This is a genomic window from Candidatus Latescibacterota bacterium, from assembly GCA_020633725.1.
Taxonomy (GTDB): Bacteria; Krumholzibacteriota; Krumholzibacteriia; order JACNKJ01; family JACNKJ01; genus VGXI01.
In genome coordinates this window covers 212,990-229,865 of record JACKDC010000002.1, presented here as the reverse complement: position 1 = coordinate 229,865, position 16,876 = coordinate 212,990, and the positions used below count along the sequence as shown (strand labels likewise).

Sequence of the window (16,876 nt, the reverse complement as noted above, 5' to 3'; positions counted from 1 at the left end):
CATGAACCGGGGGGTGCGGTATGAAGCGTCTGCTGACGGTCGGCTTGTTCCTGCTACTCGCGGCCGGACCCGCCGCCGGGACGATACTCGTGAACCCGGACGGCAGCGGCGACTACCCAACGATCCAGGCCGCGCTGGACGTCATCTCCTCCAGCCTCGGCGACACGATTCTTCTGGGCGACGGCGTCTTCACCGGCCCGGGGAACTCCGCGCTCGAGGCCGGGCAGAACAACCTCTACATCCGCTCGGTCTCCGGCGACCCTTCGGCCTGCCTGATCGATGCACAGGGTGTGCGGCTCTTTTCGAGCATGCCTTCCGAAGGCACGAACGCGGTGATCTCCGCTATCAGCTTTCCGAACTGCGGGGGCGTCGGCGCCAGCTGGGCCCGCTACGAGTTCCACAACTGCCGCTTCACCTTCACGACAGGCGGGGCCTACGCCTTCTTCGGCTCGCTCTACTTCTACGACTGCAGCTTCACCGACTGTCTCGTGCCGCCGGTGGGCGCGGGCGAAGCCGGCGGCGTTCTCTGCTCCGGCTGCAGCTTCATCGACAACCACGCGTCCTTCGGCAGTCCCAACATCGGCTTCCACGACTGCCTGTTCCGGGGCAACGACAGCGGCGACGATCCGCTGTTCGAGGCGCACTACAACCAGACCATCTACGGCGCCGGCGCGAGCTTCCACGGCTGCCGCTTCGAGGACAACCACGCGCCGGCCCTGATCCGCTTCGACGATGCCGATCCGCACGACTGGGAACCCCCCATCCAGCTCACCCTCGAGGACTGCGTCTTCTGGCGCAACGAAGGCACCATCGCCGAGCTCACAGACGTCTACCCCAACATCCACGGCTGCACCTTCGCGGAGAACTACGGCGCGGGGAGCGATCTCATCCGCATGGACTGCGTCGCCTGCTTCGGCGACGGCTCGGAGATGGGCAACAACATCTTCGCCTTCCGCGACGAGGGCATGCTCCTCAACCTCGCGCCCGGCATGACACCGCCCACCATCACCTGCAGCGACTTCTTCCAGGTCCCCACGGGCTGGTTCGTGCCCGTGAACAGCGTCTTCGAGGACCCCCGCTTCTGCGACCTGACCGCCGGCACGCTCACCCTCTTCGACGACTCCCCCTGCCTGCCCGCGAACAACAGCTGCACGGTGCAGATGGGCGCCGAAGGCCAGGGCTGCGAGACGGTGACGGCCGTGGACGACACGCCGTCGGCGCCGGCGCACCTCGCCGCGCACCCCAACCCCTTCAACCCCAAGACCCACCTGAGCTTCTCGCTGCCCGCGGCCGCCGACGTCCGCCTCGCGGTCTACGCTCTCGATGGACGTCGCCTGGCCACCGTGCTCGACGGCCAGCGCCTCGCCGCCGGCCCCCACGCGCTGGACTGGGAGGCCCGCGACGCGTCCGGACACCCCCTCGCCAGCGGCGTCTACCTGCTGGCGCTCGATGCGAGTGGCACTCGCGAGTCGATGAAGCTGACGCTGCTGAGATAGCGCTTCCCAGGAATCGGGCACCAGAAGGAGTCGGTCATGAAACGTATCACCCTTGCGCTGGTTGTCCTGGTCGGCGTCGCGGGCACGACCCACGCGACGTTGGTGCTTCCCGACGGCAGCGGTGACTACCCAACGATCCAGGCGGCCATCGACGCCACGCCCTACGGCGCGACCATCCTGCTCGGCGACGGAGTCTTCACCGGTCCCGGCAACCGCGATCTGCAGATCGAGTACACTCTGCTCGCCTCGCAAAGCGGCGATCCTGAGGCCTGCATTCTCGATGCGGGAGGCTTCGATCTCGGTGCCGCCACGGATGGCCTGTGGTGCACCGGCATCGGCATCCGCAATGCGGGCCCGGTGACGAATACCTTGCATCCCGGTCCATTCCGCTTCGAGAACTGCGTGATCGAAGGCGGGCATGGACTGGTGGTCTCCAACTGGGCGGCGCTCACCGACTGCGTCGTGCGAGGGAACAGCGGCGCCTTGGTGATCAGCGCAGCCTCCTGCAGCGCGACGGGCTGTCTGTTCGAGAGCAACTTCTCACCGATTGCCAGCGCCTACTATCCTACGCTGGAGAACTGCACCTTCACGAACAACCAGCCGCCGTCGGGCTACAGCCTTGTCGGCGTGGCCGTGAACGAGGCTGACTACGGGTCGGGTTCCTTCACGAACTGCCGCTTCGCGGGAAACGATGCCGTGAGCCTGGTGCATTTCTCCCGCGGCACGGAATACCATGTCGTCACCGGCTGCGAGTTCGCGTTCAATCCCGGCTCCTGCCTGTGGTTCGAGAGCGGCTTCAGCGGCCAACCGATCGCCACGATCTCTGGCTGCACTTTCGTGGCCAACGGCGCCGAGGGTGGAGCCGACATCGTGCAGGAGGAGTCTCAGGGCGGCGTCAGCGTGGAGCGCTGCATCTTCAGCCTTCGCCAGGGAGGGGACGTGGTTCAGCCGGCGCTCGGCGACTACGAACTCACCTTCACGGATTGCGATCTCTACGGCAACGTGGGGGGCGACTGGGTGGGGGTGCTGGCCGACCAATACGGCGTCGGCTGCAACATGAGCGAGAACCCGCAGTTCTGCGACTGGGCCGGCGGAGACTTCTCCCTCTACGACACCTCCCCCTGCCTCCCGGCAAACAACACCTGCGCCGTGCAGATGGGCGCCGAGGGGCAGGGCTGTGAGGGTGTGACCGCCGTCGACGACACGCCGTCGCCCGCCGCGCTCCTCACCGCGCACCCCAACCCCTTCAACCCCAAGACCCGCCTGAGCTTCTCGCTGCCCGCGGCCGCCGACGTCCGCCTCGCGGTCTACGCCCTCGACGGTCGCCGCGTGGCCACCGTGCTCGATGGCCAGCGCCTCGCCGCCGGCCCCCACGCGCTGGACTGGGAGGCCCGCGACGCGTCCGGCCGCGCGCTGGCCAGCGGCGTCTACCTGCTGGCGCTGGAGGCAGGCGGCCACCGCGAATCCATGAAGCTCACGTTGCTGCGTTGATTCGCGGCCCTCGCCCCTGCTAGGCTGGCGCTCCCTCCACGTCCCAGGGAGCGCCAGCATGTCCACCAGCGAGTTCACCGGTTTCCCGCCCGCCGCGCCGCGCTTCTTCCGCGCGCTGGCCAAGAACAACGACAAGGCCTGGTTCGAGGCCCATCGCGCCGACTACGAGGAGTCCGTGCTCGGCCCCGCGCGGGCTTTCGTGGTCGAGGTGGGCAAGCGCCTCGCGAAGGACGTCCCCGGCATCAACGCCGACCCCCGCACCGACCGCAGCATCTTCCGCCTGCACCGGGACATCCGCTTCAGCCCCGACAAGTCGCCCTTCAAGACGCACCTGGGCATCCTCTGGTGGGAGGGTCTCGGCCACAAGCTCGAGAGCGCCGGCTTCTACTTCCAGCTCAGCGCTACGGAGATCTACCTGGGCGACGGCTTCTACCAGTTCTCGAAGGACGCCCTGGCCGCCTATCGCGAGCGCGTCCTCGACCCGAAGGCGGGACCCGCGCTGCAGCGGGCCGCGCGCGAGGTGGAACGCCGCGGCTACACGGTGGGCGGCGAGCAGACCCAGCGCGTGCCGCGCGGCCTGGACCCCGAGCATCCGCGGGCCGATCTCCTGCGCCGCAAGGGGCTCTACGCGGGCCTGAGTCTGGGCCTCCCCGCCGAGTCGAGCGGTCCCGAACTGGTCGATCTGGTGCACGGTCACTTCAAGGCCATGCTCCCCTTGCACCGGCAGTTGCGCGTGCTCTGAGGGCCTTGATTTCGACCCCGGGGTCCGCTATACCGGGAGCGTCTTCACACGACCTTCATGCCGCCTTTACCGGCCTGCCCGGCGAACCCCGGCAACCCCGAGGAGAAGTTCACCATGCGGACCTGGCTGCTGCCCCTCTGCCTGCTCGCGGCGCTCGGCTGCGGGCGCGGCGACTCGACGTCCCGCGCGCTGATCCAGAACAAGGGCTCGGACACGCTCGTCAACGTGGCCCAGGCCTGGGCCGAGGCCTACAAGACCGTGGATCCCAACGTGGCCGTGGCGGTGACCGGCGGCGGCAGCGGGACGGGCATCTCGGCGCTGATCAACGGCACGGTGAACATCGCCAACGCAAGCCGCAAGATGAAGGACAGCGAGATCGAGCAGGCGCGCGCGAACGGCATCGAGCCGGTGGAGTTCGTAGTGGGTTACGACGCGCTGGCGGTCTACGTCCACAAGGAGAATCCCATCGCCGGCTTCACGCTGGCGCAGCTGGCGGACATCTACGGCGAGAATGGCAAGACCGAGAACTGGTCGCAGCTGGGCGTGGACGTCCCCGGCGCGAAAGACGGCCACATCGTTCGCGTGAGCCGCCAGAACAACAGCGGCACCTACGCCTACTTCAAGGAGGCCGTGCTCGGCCCCGGCCACGAGTACAAGCTCGGCTCGCTGGACATGCACGGCTCGAAGGACGTGGTGGACCTGGTGGCCAAGACCCCCGGCGCCATCGGCTACAGCGGTCTGGCCTACGCCACCGACGAGGTGCGGCTGGTGCCCGTCTCGCGGGGCGAAGGCGAGCCCTACGTGGAGCCCACGGAGGAAAGCGCCCACGACAAGAGCTATCCGATCGCGCGGCCGCTGTTCATGTACACGGCCGGCGAGCCCACGGGCGCCGTGCGCGCCTACCTGGACTGGATCCTCAGCGACGCCGGCCAGCGCATCATCCGCGACAAGGGCTACGCGCCCGTCCGGCAGCTGGACTAGCCGACACTCCAGCCCCCGGGGGGAGACATGTCCCACTACGAGGCGCGTCTCGAGCGCGACCTGGCGCAGATCCGCAGCCAGCTATCGCTGCTCGCCGAGCGCATCGACACGGCCATCGCCCAGTCCACCACCGCCATGCTGCGCGGCGACGACGAGCTGGCCTCGCGCACGATCATCGAGGACAACCCCATCAACCGCATCACGCGGGACCTCGACCGGCTCTGCCACAGCTTCATCGTGCGGCACCTGCCGAGCGCCGGCGTGCTGCGCTTCATCTCCTCGGTGCTGCGCCTGACCGTGGCTTTCGAGCGCATCGGCGACTACGCCTGCTCGATCTCGCGCGAGGCGCTGCTCCTCTCCAGGCAGCCGCCGAAGACCGTCGCCAAGGACATCGAGCTGATGCTCGACCAGAGCCGCGACAACCTGCGCCAGGCCACGGCGGCCTTCATCGCCGGCGACGACGGTCTCGCCCGCACGGCCCTGCAGGCCGCCTACGATTCGCGCAAGACCTTCGGCAAGCTCTACGCCGACCTGCTCAAGGTGGGCGCCAAGCAGTCGCGCCCGCCGCAGGACCTCTTCGCCTTCCTGATCACCTTCTACCGCCTGGAGCGGATCACCGACCAGGCGCGGAACATCTGCGAGGAGACCTTCTTCACCGTGCAGGGCGTGGCCAAGCGGCCGCGAAGCCATCGCATCCTCTTCGTCGACGAGCACGACAGCTGCCTCGCGCCCCTGGCGGCGGCTCTGGCGCGCAAGGCGTATCCGGACGCCGGCGTCTTCGAAAGTGCGGGCTGGGCGCCCGCAGATGCCATCGACCCGGCGGCGCAGGCCTACATGGCCGCGCACGGGCTGGCCGACGTCGCGCACTCGCCCACCCCGCTGCCGCTGGAGCACGACGCGCTGCTGGCCTACGACATCATCATCGCCGTGACGGGCGAGCTGCGGGAACGCCTGAGCGAGCTCCCCTTCCGCACCGTGCTGCTGCACTGGAACCTGGACCCGCCCGCGCCCGACGGTGGCGACGAACGCGAGCGACTGGCCACGGCGCATCGCGCGCTGTCGCAGCGCCTGCAGGAGCTGATGGAGCTGCTGATGGGCGAGGAGGCCGGCTGACATGGCCGCCGCCGAGCAGCCCGGCCCCGGCGCGCGCCGCAGCCTGCCTCCGGCGCGGGACCGCCGCGACGCCGCCTGGTGGATCGACCGCGGCGTGCAGGTGCTGGTCTTCGTGGCGGGCATCAGCGCCATCGTGTTCATCCTCGGCATCTTCGTCTTCATCACCGCCGAGGGCTTCGGCTTCATCGCCCACCACCTGAATCCCGGCGAGTTCTTCGGGTCCATCAACTGGCGGCCGACCTCCGAGACCCGGCCCACCTACGGCATCCTCGCCCTGCTGGCCGGCACCGCCAGCGTGACGGGCCTCGCCATGCTCGTGGCCGTGCCCTTCTCGCTGGGCGCGGCGATCTTCATCGCCGAGTTCGCCACGGGCAAGACGCGCGAGGTGCTCAAGGTGCTGGTGGAACTGCTGGCGGCGATTCCGTCGGTGGTCTGGGGCTTCATCGGGCTCAGCATCATGAACCCGCTCATCATCGAGCTCTTCCACGTGCCCGTGGGCCTGAACGTGCTGAACGCGGGCGTGATCCTGGGCCTCATGGCCGCGCCCATCATGACGACCATCGCGGAGGACGCCCTCAAGGCCGTCCCCGATCGCTACCGCGAGGCCGCCGAGGCCATGGGCGCCACGCGCTGGCAGGTGATCCGCCGCGTGGTCCTGCCCGCCGGACGCAACGGGCTGGTGGCCGCGGTGCTGCTGGGCGTGGGTCGCGGCTTCGGCGAGACCATGGCCGTGCTCATGGCCAGCGGCCACTCGGTGCACCTGCCCACCAGCGTCTTCGACTCGGTGCGCGCGCTGACGGCCACCATCGCCGCCGAGCTGGGCGAGACGGCCGTGGGCTCCGAGCACTACCGCGCCCTCTTCACCCTTGGCATCCTGCTCTTCCTGGTGACCTTCGTGATCAACCTCACGGCCGATCTCATCGTCCGCGGCGTGCGCAGGCGCTAGGCATGTTCCAGGCCACCCCGCTCAACGCGCGCAATCGCCGGAACCAGCGCCTGGTGCGCCTGCTCTTCGGCGTGATGACGGGGCTGCTGGTCGCGCCGGTACTGATCATCCTCACCGTGCTCGTGATCAAGGGCGCGCCGGTGATCAGCCTCGACTTCCTGCTGAGCGAGCCGACCAACGGCATGACGGCCGGCGGCATCTTCCCCGCACTCATCGGCACGATCTGGCTGGTGGCGGTGGCGCTGCTCGTCTCGGTGCCGATCGGCGTGGCCGCGGCGGTCTACCTGAGCGAGTACGCGCCGGACAACGCACTCACGCGCGCGATCAACCTGGCCATCATCAACCTGGCCGGCGTGCCGTCGATCGTGCACGCCCTCTTCGGCGTGGGCGCCTTCGTCCTGTTCTTCGGCTTCGGCACGAGCATCCTGGCGGCCAGCCTCACGCTGGCCGTGATGACGCTGCCCGTGGTGATCGTCTCCACGCGCGAGAGCCTGCAGGCCGTCCCCCAGGCCTTCCGCGAGGCCTGCTGGAACATGGGCGCCACACGCTGGCAGACGATCCGCACGGTCGTGCTGCCCAACTCCGTGAGCGGCATCCTCACGGGCGTGATCCTCGAGGTGTCGCGGACGGCCGGCGAGACGGCGCCGATCATGTTCACCGGCGCGGCGCTCTTCCTGCCCTTCCTGCCGCAGTCGGTCTTCGATCAGACCATGGCGCTCAGCCTGCACCTCTTCGTGATCTCGACCCAGGTGCCGGACGTCCCCGAGGCCCTGCCCTACGGCGTCGCCCTGGTCCTGATCAGCCTGGTGCTGATCATGAACGCGCTGTCCATCGGCTTCCGCATGTGGCTGCGCGGGAGGAAGAAATGGTAGCGGCCGTGCCCAAGCTGTCCGTGGACGGGCTCGGCATCAGCTACGCCGGCGAGTCCGCGCTCGCGAACGTGTCGCTGGACGTCCACGCCGGCGAGATCTTCGGCATCATCGGCCCGGCCAACAGCGGCAAGACCTCCTTCCTGCGCGCGCTGAACCGCATGGACGTCTTCGTCCCCGGCATGCGCGTGACAGGCGAGATCCGCCTCGACGGCCGCCCGATCCGCGAGTGGAAGAACCTCTACGCCCTGCGCCGGCGCATCGGCGTGGTCTTTCCCCTGCCGGTGGGCCTGCCGCTGTCCATCTACGACAACGTGGCGCTGGCGCCTCGCCTGGCAGGATTGAAGCGCCGACAGGCGCTGGATGTAGTGGTCGAGCGCTGCCTCACCCGCGCCGCGCTCTGGGACGAGGTCAAGGACCGCCTGAATTCCCTCGGCAGCCTGCTGTCGGGGGGCCAGCAGCAGCGCCTCACCATCGCGCGCGCGCTGAGCCAGGAGCCGGACCTGCTCTTGCTGGACGAGTTCTCCATCGCCGTCGACCCCGTGACCACCATGCGCATCGAGGACGTGCTCAAGGAACTCAAGGCCGAGGTGACGATCGTCCTGGTGACGAACCTCGTCCAACAGGCGCGCCGCCTCGCCGATCGCACGGCCTTCTTCCTGAGCGGCGAGTGCGTCGAGGTGGGCCCCACCGAGGATCTCTTCACGCGGCAGGTCAAGGACGCGCGGACGCGCGAGTACGTGGAGGGGCGCTTTGGCTAACCCCAGCACGGCAAGGGCCCCCATCGCTGTCGAGACGCGCGATCTGAACCTCTGGTACGGCAGCTTCCAGGCCCTCTTCGACGTGAACCTGAAGATCAAGCAGGGACAGATCACCAGCCTCATCGGCCCCTCGGGCTGCGGCAAGAGCACGCTGCTGCGCAGCGTGAATCGAATCAACGAACGCCTCGGCTACGTGCGCACCAGCGGCAGCATCACGGTGATGGGACAGGACGTGCTCGCGCCCGAGGTCGAGCTGGTCCAGGTGCGCAAGCAGGTGGGCATGGTCTTCCAGCGGCCGAACCCGCTGCCGCTGTCGATCCGCGAGAACGTGCTCTTCGGCCAGCGCCTCCACCTGCCGGGCGGCCGCGTGGGCCGCGCGGAGCGCGAGGCGATCGTCGAGCAGGCGCTGCGCACCGTGCTGCTCTGGGACAAGGTCAAGGACCACCTCGACCGCGACGCCACCCTGCTCTCCCTCGAGGAGCAGCAGAAGCTTTGCATCGCGCGCCTGCTGCCGGTCAAGCCCGTGCTCCTGCTCATGGACGAGCCCTGCTCGGCCCTCGACCCCAAGGCCACCGAGGCCGTCGAGGAGCTCATGTGGGAGTTGCGCGGCGACTACACCATCATCATCGTGACGCACAACATGGCCCAGGCCCGCCGCGCCAGCGAGGAGTGCATCTTCATGCTGCTGGGCAAGGTGGTGGAGCACGCGCCCACCGACACGCTCTTCGTCACGCCGCGGCATGCGGAGACGGCGGACTACATCGAGGGGCGCTACGGATAGGCCTCATGGCCCCTTCCCGCTCGTTTCGCACTTCGTGAGGCACTCGGCCAAAGGGCCCACTCGCTCGCATGAAGAGAAGAAAGGGGGAGCCATCGGGCTCCCCCTCTGTTCTTCATGCTAGCGAGCTTGTGTCCGGGTTGCGCGCCTTCGAAGCATCGCGCGAGAGGACACGAGCGAGCTACTTCATCAGGAGCATCTTCTTCACCTGGGTCTCGCCCGCCGTTTCGAGGCGGTAGAAGTAGACGCCCGAGGCGAGCGCCTGGCCCGCATCGTCACGGCCCTCCCAGATGACGTGGTGGTCGCCGGCGGGCTGCACGCCGTCGAGCAGCGTGGCCACCGCGCGGCCCTGAACGTCGAAGACGCGCAGGCTCACGTCGCCCGCGGCGGGCAGCGCAAAGCTGATGACGGTCTTCGGGTTGAACGGGTTCGGATGGTTCTGGGCCAGACGCAGGGCCGTCGGCGCCGTCTCCACGCCCGTGGGATCGAAGAGCACCTCCACCGTGGCCGGCACCACGAGCTGGCCGCCCGCGTTGCTGCTGATGGCGATGTTCGTGTGGTAGGTGCCGTCGGGCAGACCCGTGCTGTCGAAGATCACGGGCAGCGAGACGCTCTCGCCCTCGGGCACGCTGCCGCCGGTGCTCGTCATGCTGACCCAGGTCATCGTGCGATAGATCGTGAAGGCCGAGTCGCTGGTGTCGGTGACGCCGGGGTCGTCCGCGTCGGTCACGCGCACGCGCGCGGCCGCGGTGATCGGGCCGTCGACGTTCCACGCGAACTGCCCGAAGCCCGCGGGCAGGCCGCTGGCGAGGGTTTCCCAGCTGTGGCCGTCACGCGTCAGCTCGACGTTCACGTAGGCAGGACCGCCGCCGGCCGTCCACTGGATCGGCATCATGTCGCCGATCGCGCAGATCTCGCCGCCGTTGGGGAAGACCACGTTCACGGCCGGACCGAGCAGCGAGATGACGATTTCGCCGTTCAACGTGTGCGGCTCGCTGCCGTAGATGTCGCCGGTGAGCGTGTAGGGGATCACCACGTCGGCGCTGCTGTTGAAGGTCAGGCTGACGGTGGCCGACGCGGACTCGCCGGGATAGATGCTGCCCCAGGTGCCGGTGCCCGACCAGCCGGAGGCGACGCCGTCACCGGTCCCGCCGTTGTAGGGCATGTCGCCGCCGGAGCCGCCGCTCATGGACGTCGCGGAGTTCAGCACCACGCCGGCGGGCAGATCGAAATCGACGTACTTGATCCACTCGCTGTCGTTGGACACGCAGTTCGCGGTGAAGACCACGTCGTAGGTCTGTCCGGGGAAGTAGCCCGGCAGATCCGCGGTCATCGTGGAGCCCGCAATGCTGCGATCGAGGCCGATGCCGCCGCCCGTCGGGTAGTCGGGGTCGCTGAGGCTGATGTTGTAGTAGAGCGTCGAGCCCAGCTCGCCGTTGTTCGCGATGTGCAGGTAGTCGGTCATCAGCATGTCCTGCGTCATGACCTTCGTGAAGGCGAGCGGCGTGACGTCGCAGGTGGGCACGAGGCCGTCGCCCACCAGCACGTTCTCCACGTGGACGAAATGATTGAAGCCGCTGACCGTGAGGGTGACCTCCTGGCCGGGAGTCGGCAGATCGCCCGTGAAGGGGATCCGCGCCAGGCCGGCGGCGTCCGCGAAGGCCGCGCCGACGTAGTCGCCCTGGTAGCTCAACGCCGCGAGCGCGCCGGGCGTGGTGGTGACGTCGAAGTAGGCCATCAGCGGATCCACGGTCTCGATGTGATCGACGGCCAGAGCCGTGGGCTCGTCCGTGCGGACGCGCAGGCTGGGGTCGCCGAAGACGGTCCAGTACTTCGTCTCGGTTTCGCCGCTGGCGCCGTACTCGTCGTTCATCAGGCAAGCCCCGTTGAAGCAGAGCGCGCCGAAGCAGCGCTTGGCGCCGGTGACGAGCAGGTCGATGGTCTCGTCCTGCGCGCTCATGGGCGGCGCCCAGCTCTGGCTGATCGTCGAGCCGTAGAAGCCCACCGCGCCCGTCGGCTCGGCGCCGTTGGTGGCGCGCAGCCAGGCCTCGCCGAAGCAGGTGCCGCTCTGGAACTCGCCGACGTTGCAGGCAACGCTGTGGATGAAAGGCAACTTGTTGTCGTTCACCAGCGCGTTGACGTTGGTGTTCGAGAAGCCCGTCGTGCCCCAGCTCGTCATGCTGCCGTGGCCGCAGTAGTCGATGATGCTGCGCCCGGCGTTCAGCGCGTTGGTCACCATCGTTGCGTTGCCGCCGTTGGTGTCGTAGATCTGATCGACGCCGGCGTAGGTGAAGCCCATCAGCTTCCCGCGGATGACGTCCATGTGCACGTAGTCCGCCTCGCCGTCGTCGCCGATGCCGTCACCCTGCGCCGAGGCGATGCCGATGCCCTGGCCGTACCAGGCGGCCGCCTGCGCGTCGCGCTCGTACTCGACGCTGCGCACGACCTGCGTCTCTACCTGGGCGATGGTCTCGGCGGACATGCGCCCGATCAACGCGTCGGGGTAGTTGTCGGCGCCGGCGAGGAAGGTGTAGCTGGGGTCGGACGCCCCGCCGTTGTTGTAGTAGGGCACCTGCGCGGCGTCGCCGACCAGCAGGATGAAGGCCAGATCCGTCGTGTCGTAGAGATTCTGGATGTAGGCCTTGATCTGGGTGCCCGTGCCGCCCACCGCGCTCACGTTGACCATGGTGGTGGCGATGCCCATCTGGTTCTTCCAGTCCACGAACGGCTGCACCGCCGACGCGAAGGCGTCGTAGGTGATCACGAGCATCGAGCCCACCTCGGGGATGCTGGCGTAGCGATCGCCCATGGCGTCGTAGTTGATGAACTGCCGCGAGTAGATCTTCGCGAACTCGTCGACGGGCGCGGCCGTGCGGCCGGCCAGAACGTTCTCGCCGCCCGGCGCGGCCCAGGCCACCTCCACCTGCAGCGTGGTGTAGACGCGCAGCGTGTGCGTGGCCGGGTTGTACTGGAACGGGTTCAGCTCGAGCACCTGGCCGCGCACGTCACGCAGGATGTAGGGCGTGTGGAGCTGCGCGGTCTTGCTCGGGTACCAGGCGTCCTGGTCGTAGAAGCGGTCGAAAGTGTAACGGACCATCGCGGGGTCCACGTTGCGCGAGAGATTGCCCTTGGACGGGGCGACGTCCACGCCCGCGAACTCCACGAAGTCGGCGCCGGTGACCGTGAGGCCCATGATGCCGTCGCCGGGGACCGCCAGCGACCGCCGCACGGTGGGCAGCGCCGGCAGGCCAGCTTCCTGGTGGAGGGCGAGCTTGTCGAGGGCCAGGGTGGCCCACTTGTCGCCGTCGATCTCGACGCCCTCGAGATCGAAGTGATTCAGATCCAGCTGCACGACGCTGCGCTCCGGCGTGGCCGAGAGCACGCGCAGTGAGTAGGCGTCATCGCCACTGGCGACCGCAATCTGTCGCGCGCCGGCCGACGTGGCCGACAAGAGCAGCGCGACGACAGCGATGAGCACGCTCAGTCGTCTCATGTTTCCCCCTATTGCATGGAGTGGCCCGAGTGACAAGGTAGCGGGTTACCGGGTCATTTTATCAGAAACCCTGTGCCGCTGAAAGTGTGTCTGCGGCCCTCGAGGCCCCTCCGTGAAGGCGGCTGGCACTCCATCGTGAGCGTCAACGCTGTTAACAGCACGAGATCCGGGGCCTCCCGGCCCCGGACACATTCTCGGCGGCACAAGGAACCGCTTCCAACGGCGCTGGGCTTGGACTAGAGTCCCCCCATGCGCCTCGAGCTCTTCATCCCCTGCTATGTTGAGCACTTACGGCCGGCCGTGGGCCTGGCGCTCGCGCGTCTCCTGGACCGCCTGGGCCTCGACTGGACCTATCCGGCCGACCAGACCTGCTGCGGCCAGCCGGCCTACAACGCCGGGCATCCCCACGAGGCCCTGCCCGCAGCGCGTAACTTCCTGCGGCGCTTCGAGAACGCGGAGCTGGTGCTCAGCCCGTCCGGGAGCTGCGTGGCCATGCTCCGCCGGCTGCACTCCCTTCCCGGGCTCGCACCCGCCGAGCGCGACGCCCTCGCCGCCCTCGGCCCGCGCTGCCTCGAGCTCAGCGACTTCCTGGTGAACCGGCTCGGGCGCGTGGACTTCGGCGCCCGCTGGCCCGGGCGCGTGGCCTACCAGGACAGCTGCCACGCCCTGCGCGAACTCGGCCTCGTCGACGAGCCCCGCCGCCTCCTCGCCGCCGTCGAAGGCCTGGAGCTGGTGGACGCCTCCGGCCCCGAGCACGAATGCTGCGGCTTCGGGGGCGTCTACGCCGTGAAGCTGCCCGAGCTGTCCGTGGCGCAGGCCGACGAGCGCCTCGCCCTGCTCGCAGAGGCGGGCGCCGACACGCTCGCCCTCACCGACGTGAGCTGCCTCCTCCACCTCGAGGGTCGGGCGCGTCACCTGGGGCGGCCGCTTCGCGCGCTGCATTTCGTCGAGATCCTGGCGCCGCCCCCGGGGGCGGGCGCATGAGCGCGCCGGCGGCGCTGGCCGCCTTCCGCCGACGGACCGCCCGCGCCTTGGCCGACACCGAACTGCACGGCAACCTGCGACGCGCCACCGGCGGCACGCTCGCCAAGCGCCGCGCGCTGCTCGCCGCGCTCCCCAGCGCCGACGCCGACCGCCACGCCGTGGCCGCCGCCCGCCACGCCGACGCCCCCGCGCGCGAAGCGCTGCTCGGCCGGGCGGTCGCGCAGATGGAAGCCGCCGGCTTCACGGTGCACCACGCCGCCGACGCCGCCGCGGCCCGCGGGCTCGTCCTCGGCATCCTGCGCGACGCCGGCGCGCGCCGCGTGGTGAAGAGCAAGTCGATGATCACCGAGGAGATCGAGCTCAACGCCGCGCTCGAGGCCGCCGGCCTCGACGTGGTGGAGACCGACCTCGGCGAGTTCATCGTACAGCAGCTCGGCGAGCGGCCGAGCCACATCACCGCGCCGGCGCTGCACCTGAACCGGCGGCAGATCGGCGCGCTCTTCGTGCGGCTCTGGCCCGACGAGACGCCCAGCGAGGACCCGGCCACCCTCACCGCCCAGGCGAGGCGCCACCTGCGCGAGCGCTTCCTCGCGGCGGACGCGGGCATCACCGGGGCGAACTTCGTCATCGCGGAGACAGGCAGCCTGGTCCTGGTGGAGAACGAGGGCAACATCGGCCTTTGCTCCAGCGTGCCGCCGCTGCACATCGCGCTGGCCGGCATCGAGAAGGTGCTGCCGCGCCTGGCCGACCTCGACCCGCTGCTGCGCCTGCTCCCCGCCAACGCCACGGGACAGCGGGCGGGCAGCTACGTCAGCCTGATCAATGGTCCAGCGCCTGTCGGCGACGGCCCCACGGCCCGGCACGTGATCTTCGTCGACAACGGCCGCCGCGCCCTGGCGGCGAGCCCCGAGGCGGAGATCCTGGCCTGCCTGCGCTGCGGGAGCTGCCTGAACGTCTGCCCCTGCTTCCGCCACGCGGGCGGACACAGCTACGGGACGATCTACCCGGGGCCGATGGGCATCCTGCAGTCGCCCTACCTGGCGGCCCCGACGCCGCCCGCCGCCGACGGCCGCTCGGCCCACCGCCTGGAGACGAGCCTCGCCGACGTCTGCTCGCTCTGCGGCGCCTGCGCCGAAATCTGCCCGGCGGAGATCCCGCTGCCGGACCTCATCTGGCGCGCGCGGGTGGCCAAGGAGGAGGATGCACCCGCGGGCCGCCGCGCGCCCTGGCGCGTCTTCGCGGCGCTCAGCGCGCGGCCGCGGAGCTTCCGCCTCGCCGCCGGGCTGATGCGCGTCGCGCTGCGCGTCTCCCCGGCCCTCGCCGCCGCCTTCGGCCGCGCGTGGAGCGCGAATCACGCGCTGCCGCCTGCGCCCCCGCGCAGCTTCGCGGCCGAGTTGCGGCGGCGGCACCCGGAGCGCATCCGATGACGGCCGAGTTGCGCGATCTCCTCGCCGAGCGCCTCGCGCAGAGCGGCTGCGAGTGGCGGCAGCTCGCGGACGCGGCGGCGCTGGCCGCCTTCCTCGCCGAAGCCGGCTGGACCGAACGCGCCGGCCTGCTCGACCCCGCCGGCCTCCTCGACGACGGCCGCGGCTTCGCCGTGCTCGAAGGCGTCATCGCCGAGACGGGCTCGCTCGCGCTGTCGGCGCGCCACCCGGGCGCGCGGCGCGGCGCGTTCCTCGCCGAAACCCACTTCGCGCTGGCCGCGGACGACTGCGTGGTCGAACGCCTCGCCGACCTGCTCACCCGTCTCGCGCCGGAGTTCCGCGCGCGCGCAGGCCACAGCCTCACGCTCATCACCGGACCCAGCCGCACGGCGGACATCGAGAAGACGCTGGTGCTCGGCGCCCACGGCCCGCGCCGTCTCGTGCTCGCCACGGCGCCCGCCGCGCTGCTGCGTGGCCGCTTCGCGCCGGGTGTGCTGCCGCCGGAGGCATCGCCGTGAGCGCCCGCAGCCTGCGCGGCTTCTACCTCTACGACTGGGCGAACTCCGCCTTCGCGACGGTCATCCTCGCGGCGCTGCTGCCGGTCTACTTCGCCGAGGCGGTGGTGCCGGCGGGCGGCTTCCGCGTCTTCGGCGCGACGCTCAGCGCCACCAGCCTCTGGGGCTACGCCTCGGGGCTGTCGACGCTGCTGGTCTTCCTCAGCGCGCCGCTGCTGGGGGCGCTCGCCGACGCCACGCGCAGCCGCCGCCGCTGGCTCCTCGGCTGCTTCCTGCCCGGCGCGGTGGCCACCGTGGCGCTGATCGCGATCGGTCCGGGGGACGTCTGGGCGGCCCTCGCGCTCTACGTCACCGCGGGCACGGCTTTCGTGGCGGCGAACATCTTCTACGACGCCTTCCTGCCCGGCCTCGGCGACGCGTCCGAGCGCGACCGCATCAGCGCCCGCGGCTTCGCCTGGGGCTACGCCGGCGGCGGGCTGCTCTTCCTCGTCGACCTGATCCTGATCCAGGCCCACGGCAGCTTCGGGCTGACGAAGGAGTGGGCCGTGCGCATCGCACTGGCGTCGGCGGGCCTCTGGTGGGGCGGCTTCGGGCTCGTGGCCTGGCGCCTGATGGAGGAGCCGCCGGGGGCCGCGCGCCGGACGAGCCCCGCCGCCGCCCTGCGCGGCACGGCGGCCACCTTCCGCGCAGTGCTCGCGCGGCCCGCGCTGGCGCTCTTCTGCCTCGCCTTCCTCTTCTACAACGACGGCATCCAGACCGTGGTCAAGATGGCGTCCATCTACGGCAAGGACGAGCTGCACCTGGATACCGGCACCCTGCTCGGCACGCTGCTGCTGGTGCAGGCCGTCGGCGTGCCCGGCGCGCTGCTCTTCGGGCGCCTGGCGCGCGGCTGGGGCGCGAAGCGCGCGCTGGTGCTGAGCCTCGTGATCTGGCTCGGCGTCGTCGCCTGGGGCTACCGGCTGGCGGCGGCCTGGGAGTTCTGGGTGCTGGGCGCGGCGGTGGGCTTCTGCCTCGGCGCGACCCAGGCGCTGAGCCGCAGCCTCTACGCGCGCTTCGTCCCGCTGGAGCGGAGCGCGGAGTACTACGGCTTCTACAGCGTCTTCGCCAAGTTCAGCGCGATCGGCGGGCCGATCCTCTTCGCCGCGATCCGCCAGGCGACGGGCACCGCCCGCCTGTCGATCCTCGCCCTCGGGATCTTCTTTCTCCTGGGCCTGATCTTGCTCCTCGCCATGCCAGGCGATCCCGCCTTGACAGACCCGGAACGCGCTTCTACCTTGTGACTC

The 16,876-nt window shown here is 69.9% G+C and carries 14 protein-coding genes; 13 read left to right on the top strand and 1 reads right to left on the bottom strand.

What is annotated here, in order from left to right; translation table 11 throughout:
• The first annotated feature begins 20 nt into the window (after positions 1-20).
• From H6693_05475 to H6693_05435, 9 genes are all read left to right on the top strand, one after another.
• A complete protein-coding gene (locus H6693_05475) occupies positions 21-1,496 on the top strand; it encodes a hypothetical protein (protein ID MCB9515622.1) in 1,476 nt (491 codons plus the stop codon).
• 36 nt (positions 1,497-1,532) lie between these two features.
• Complete coding sequence (locus tag H6693_05470) at positions 1,533-2,987, top strand: hypothetical protein (GenBank protein MCB9515621.1); 1,455 nt, start codon at positions 1,533-1,535, stop codon at positions 2,985-2,987.
• A gap of 58 nt (positions 2,988-3,045) precedes the next feature.
• Positions 3,046-3,729: a DUF2461 domain-containing protein gene (locus H6693_05465; GenBank protein MCB9515620.1), complete on the top strand. Its 684-nt coding sequence runs from the start codon at positions 3,046-3,048 to the stop codon at positions 3,727-3,729.
• Between the two features lie 114 nt (positions 3,730-3,843).
• Positions 3,844-4,710 carry a PstS family phosphate ABC transporter substrate-binding protein gene (locus tag H6693_05460; protein MCB9515619.1) on the top strand — a complete coding sequence of 289 codons (867 nt, stop codon included), beginning with the start codon at positions 3,844-3,846 and terminating at the stop codon, positions 4,708-4,710.
• Positions 4,711-4,737: 27 nt separating this feature from the next.
• Positions 4,738-5,823 carry a hypothetical protein gene (locus H6693_05455; protein ID MCB9515618.1) on the top strand — a complete coding sequence of 362 codons (1,086 nt, stop codon included), beginning with the start codon at positions 4,738-4,740 and terminating at the stop codon, positions 5,821-5,823.
• Position 5,824: 1 nt separating this feature from the next.
• On the top strand, positions 5,825-6,769 hold the full coding sequence (pstC, locus tag H6693_05450) for a phosphate ABC transporter permease subunit PstC (GenBank protein ID MCB9515617.1): 945 nt from the start codon (positions 5,825-5,827) through the stop codon (positions 6,767-6,769).
• A 2-nt stretch (positions 6,770-6,771) separates the two neighbouring features.
• The gene (gene pstA / locus H6693_05445; protein ID MCB9515616.1) at positions 6,772-7,641 is read left to right on the top strand and encodes a phosphate ABC transporter permease PstA; all 870 of its coding nucleotides are present in this window, start codon (positions 6,772-6,774) and stop codon (positions 7,639-7,641) included.
• On the top strand, positions 7,635-8,399 hold the full coding sequence (locus tag H6693_05440) for a phosphate ABC transporter ATP-binding protein (GenBank protein MCB9515615.1): 765 nt from the start codon (positions 7,635-7,637) through the stop codon (positions 8,397-8,399). The genes pstA and H6693_05440 overlap by 7 nt, the downstream gene beginning before the upstream one ends.
• Positions 8,392-9,180, top strand: coding sequence for a phosphate ABC transporter ATP-binding protein (locus H6693_05435; protein MCB9515614.1), 789 nt, complete (start codon positions 8,392-8,394; stop codon positions 9,178-9,180). Before H6693_05440 ends, H6693_05435 begins: the two co-directional genes overlap by 8 nt.
• 178 nt (positions 9,181-9,358) lie before the next feature.
• Here the strand turns inward: H6693_05435 and H6693_05430 are convergent, their stop codons facing one another.
• Positions 9,359-12,670 (bottom strand): T9SS type A sorting domain-containing protein, encoded by a 3,312-nt coding sequence (locus tag H6693_05430; GenBank protein ID MCB9515613.1) that lies wholly within the window; start codon positions 12,668-12,670, stop codon positions 9,359-9,361.
• Between the two features lie 249 nt (positions 12,671-12,919).
• Here H6693_05430 and H6693_05425 point away from each other — a divergent pair, with 249 nt between their 5' ends.
• From H6693_05425 to H6693_05410, 4 genes are read left to right on the top strand one after another with little or no spacing between them, the layout of a single operon-like run.
• Entirely contained in the window at positions 12,920-13,654 is a 735-nt protein-coding gene (locus tag H6693_05425) for a (Fe-S)-binding protein (protein ID MCB9515612.1), read from the top strand.
• Positions 13,651-15,081 carry a lactate utilization protein gene (locus tag H6693_05420; GenBank protein ID MCB9515611.1) on the top strand — a complete coding sequence of 477 codons (1,431 nt, stop codon included), beginning with the start codon at positions 13,651-13,653 and terminating at the stop codon, positions 15,079-15,081. Before H6693_05425 ends, H6693_05420 begins: the two co-directional genes overlap by 4 nt.
• Positions 15,078-15,596: an LUD domain-containing protein gene (locus tag H6693_05415; GenBank protein ID MCB9515610.1), complete on the top strand. Its 519-nt coding sequence runs from the start codon at positions 15,078-15,080 to the stop codon at positions 15,594-15,596. The genes H6693_05420 and H6693_05415 overlap by 4 nt, the downstream gene beginning before the upstream one ends.
• Entirely contained in the window at positions 15,593-16,873 is a 1,281-nt protein-coding gene (locus H6693_05410; GenBank protein MCB9515609.1) for an MFS transporter, read from the top strand. Before H6693_05415 ends, H6693_05410 begins: the two co-directional genes overlap by 4 nt.
• Positions 16,874-16,876: the final 3 nt, after the last annotated feature.

Coding starts and splice junctions, on each gene's coding strand:
- H6693_05415 (MCB9515610.1), top strand. CDS start 15,078: ATGACGGCCGAGTTGCGCGATCTCCTCGCCGAGCGCCTCGCGCAGAGC.
- H6693_05465 (MCB9515620.1), top strand. CDS start 3,046: ATGTCCACCAGCGAGTTCACCGGTTTCCCGCCCGCCGCGCCGCGCTTC.
- H6693_05475 (MCB9515622.1), top strand. CDS start 21: ATGAAGCGTCTGCTGACGGTCGGCTTGTTCCTGCTACTCGCGGCCGGA.
- H6693_05440 (MCB9515615.1), top strand. CDS start 7,635: ATGGTAGCGGCCGTGCCCAAGCTGTCCGTGGACGGGCTCGGCATCAGC.
- H6693_05430 (MCB9515613.1), bottom strand. CDS start 12,670: ATGAGACGACTGAGCGTGCTCATCGCTGTCGTCGCGCTGCTCTTGTCG.
- H6693_05470 (MCB9515621.1), top strand. CDS start 1,533: ATGAAACGTATCACCCTTGCGCTGGTTGTCCTGGTCGGCGTCGCGGGC.
- H6693_05425 (MCB9515612.1), top strand. CDS start 12,920: ATGCGCCTCGAGCTCTTCATCCCCTGCTATGTTGAGCACTTACGGCCG.
- pstC (MCB9515617.1), top strand. CDS start 5,825: ATGGCCGCCGCCGAGCAGCCCGGCCCCGGCGCGCGCCGCAGCCTGCCT.
- pstA (MCB9515616.1), top strand. CDS start 6,772: ATGTTCCAGGCCACCCCGCTCAACGCGCGCAATCGCCGGAACCAGCGC.
- H6693_05455 (MCB9515618.1), top strand. CDS start 4,738: ATGTCCCACTACGAGGCGCGTCTCGAGCGCGACCTGGCGCAGATCCGC.
- H6693_05460 (MCB9515619.1), top strand. CDS start 3,844: ATGCGGACCTGGCTGCTGCCCCTCTGCCTGCTCGCGGCGCTCGGCTGC.
- H6693_05420 (MCB9515611.1), top strand. CDS start 13,651: ATGAGCGCGCCGGCGGCGCTGGCCGCCTTCCGCCGACGGACCGCCCGC.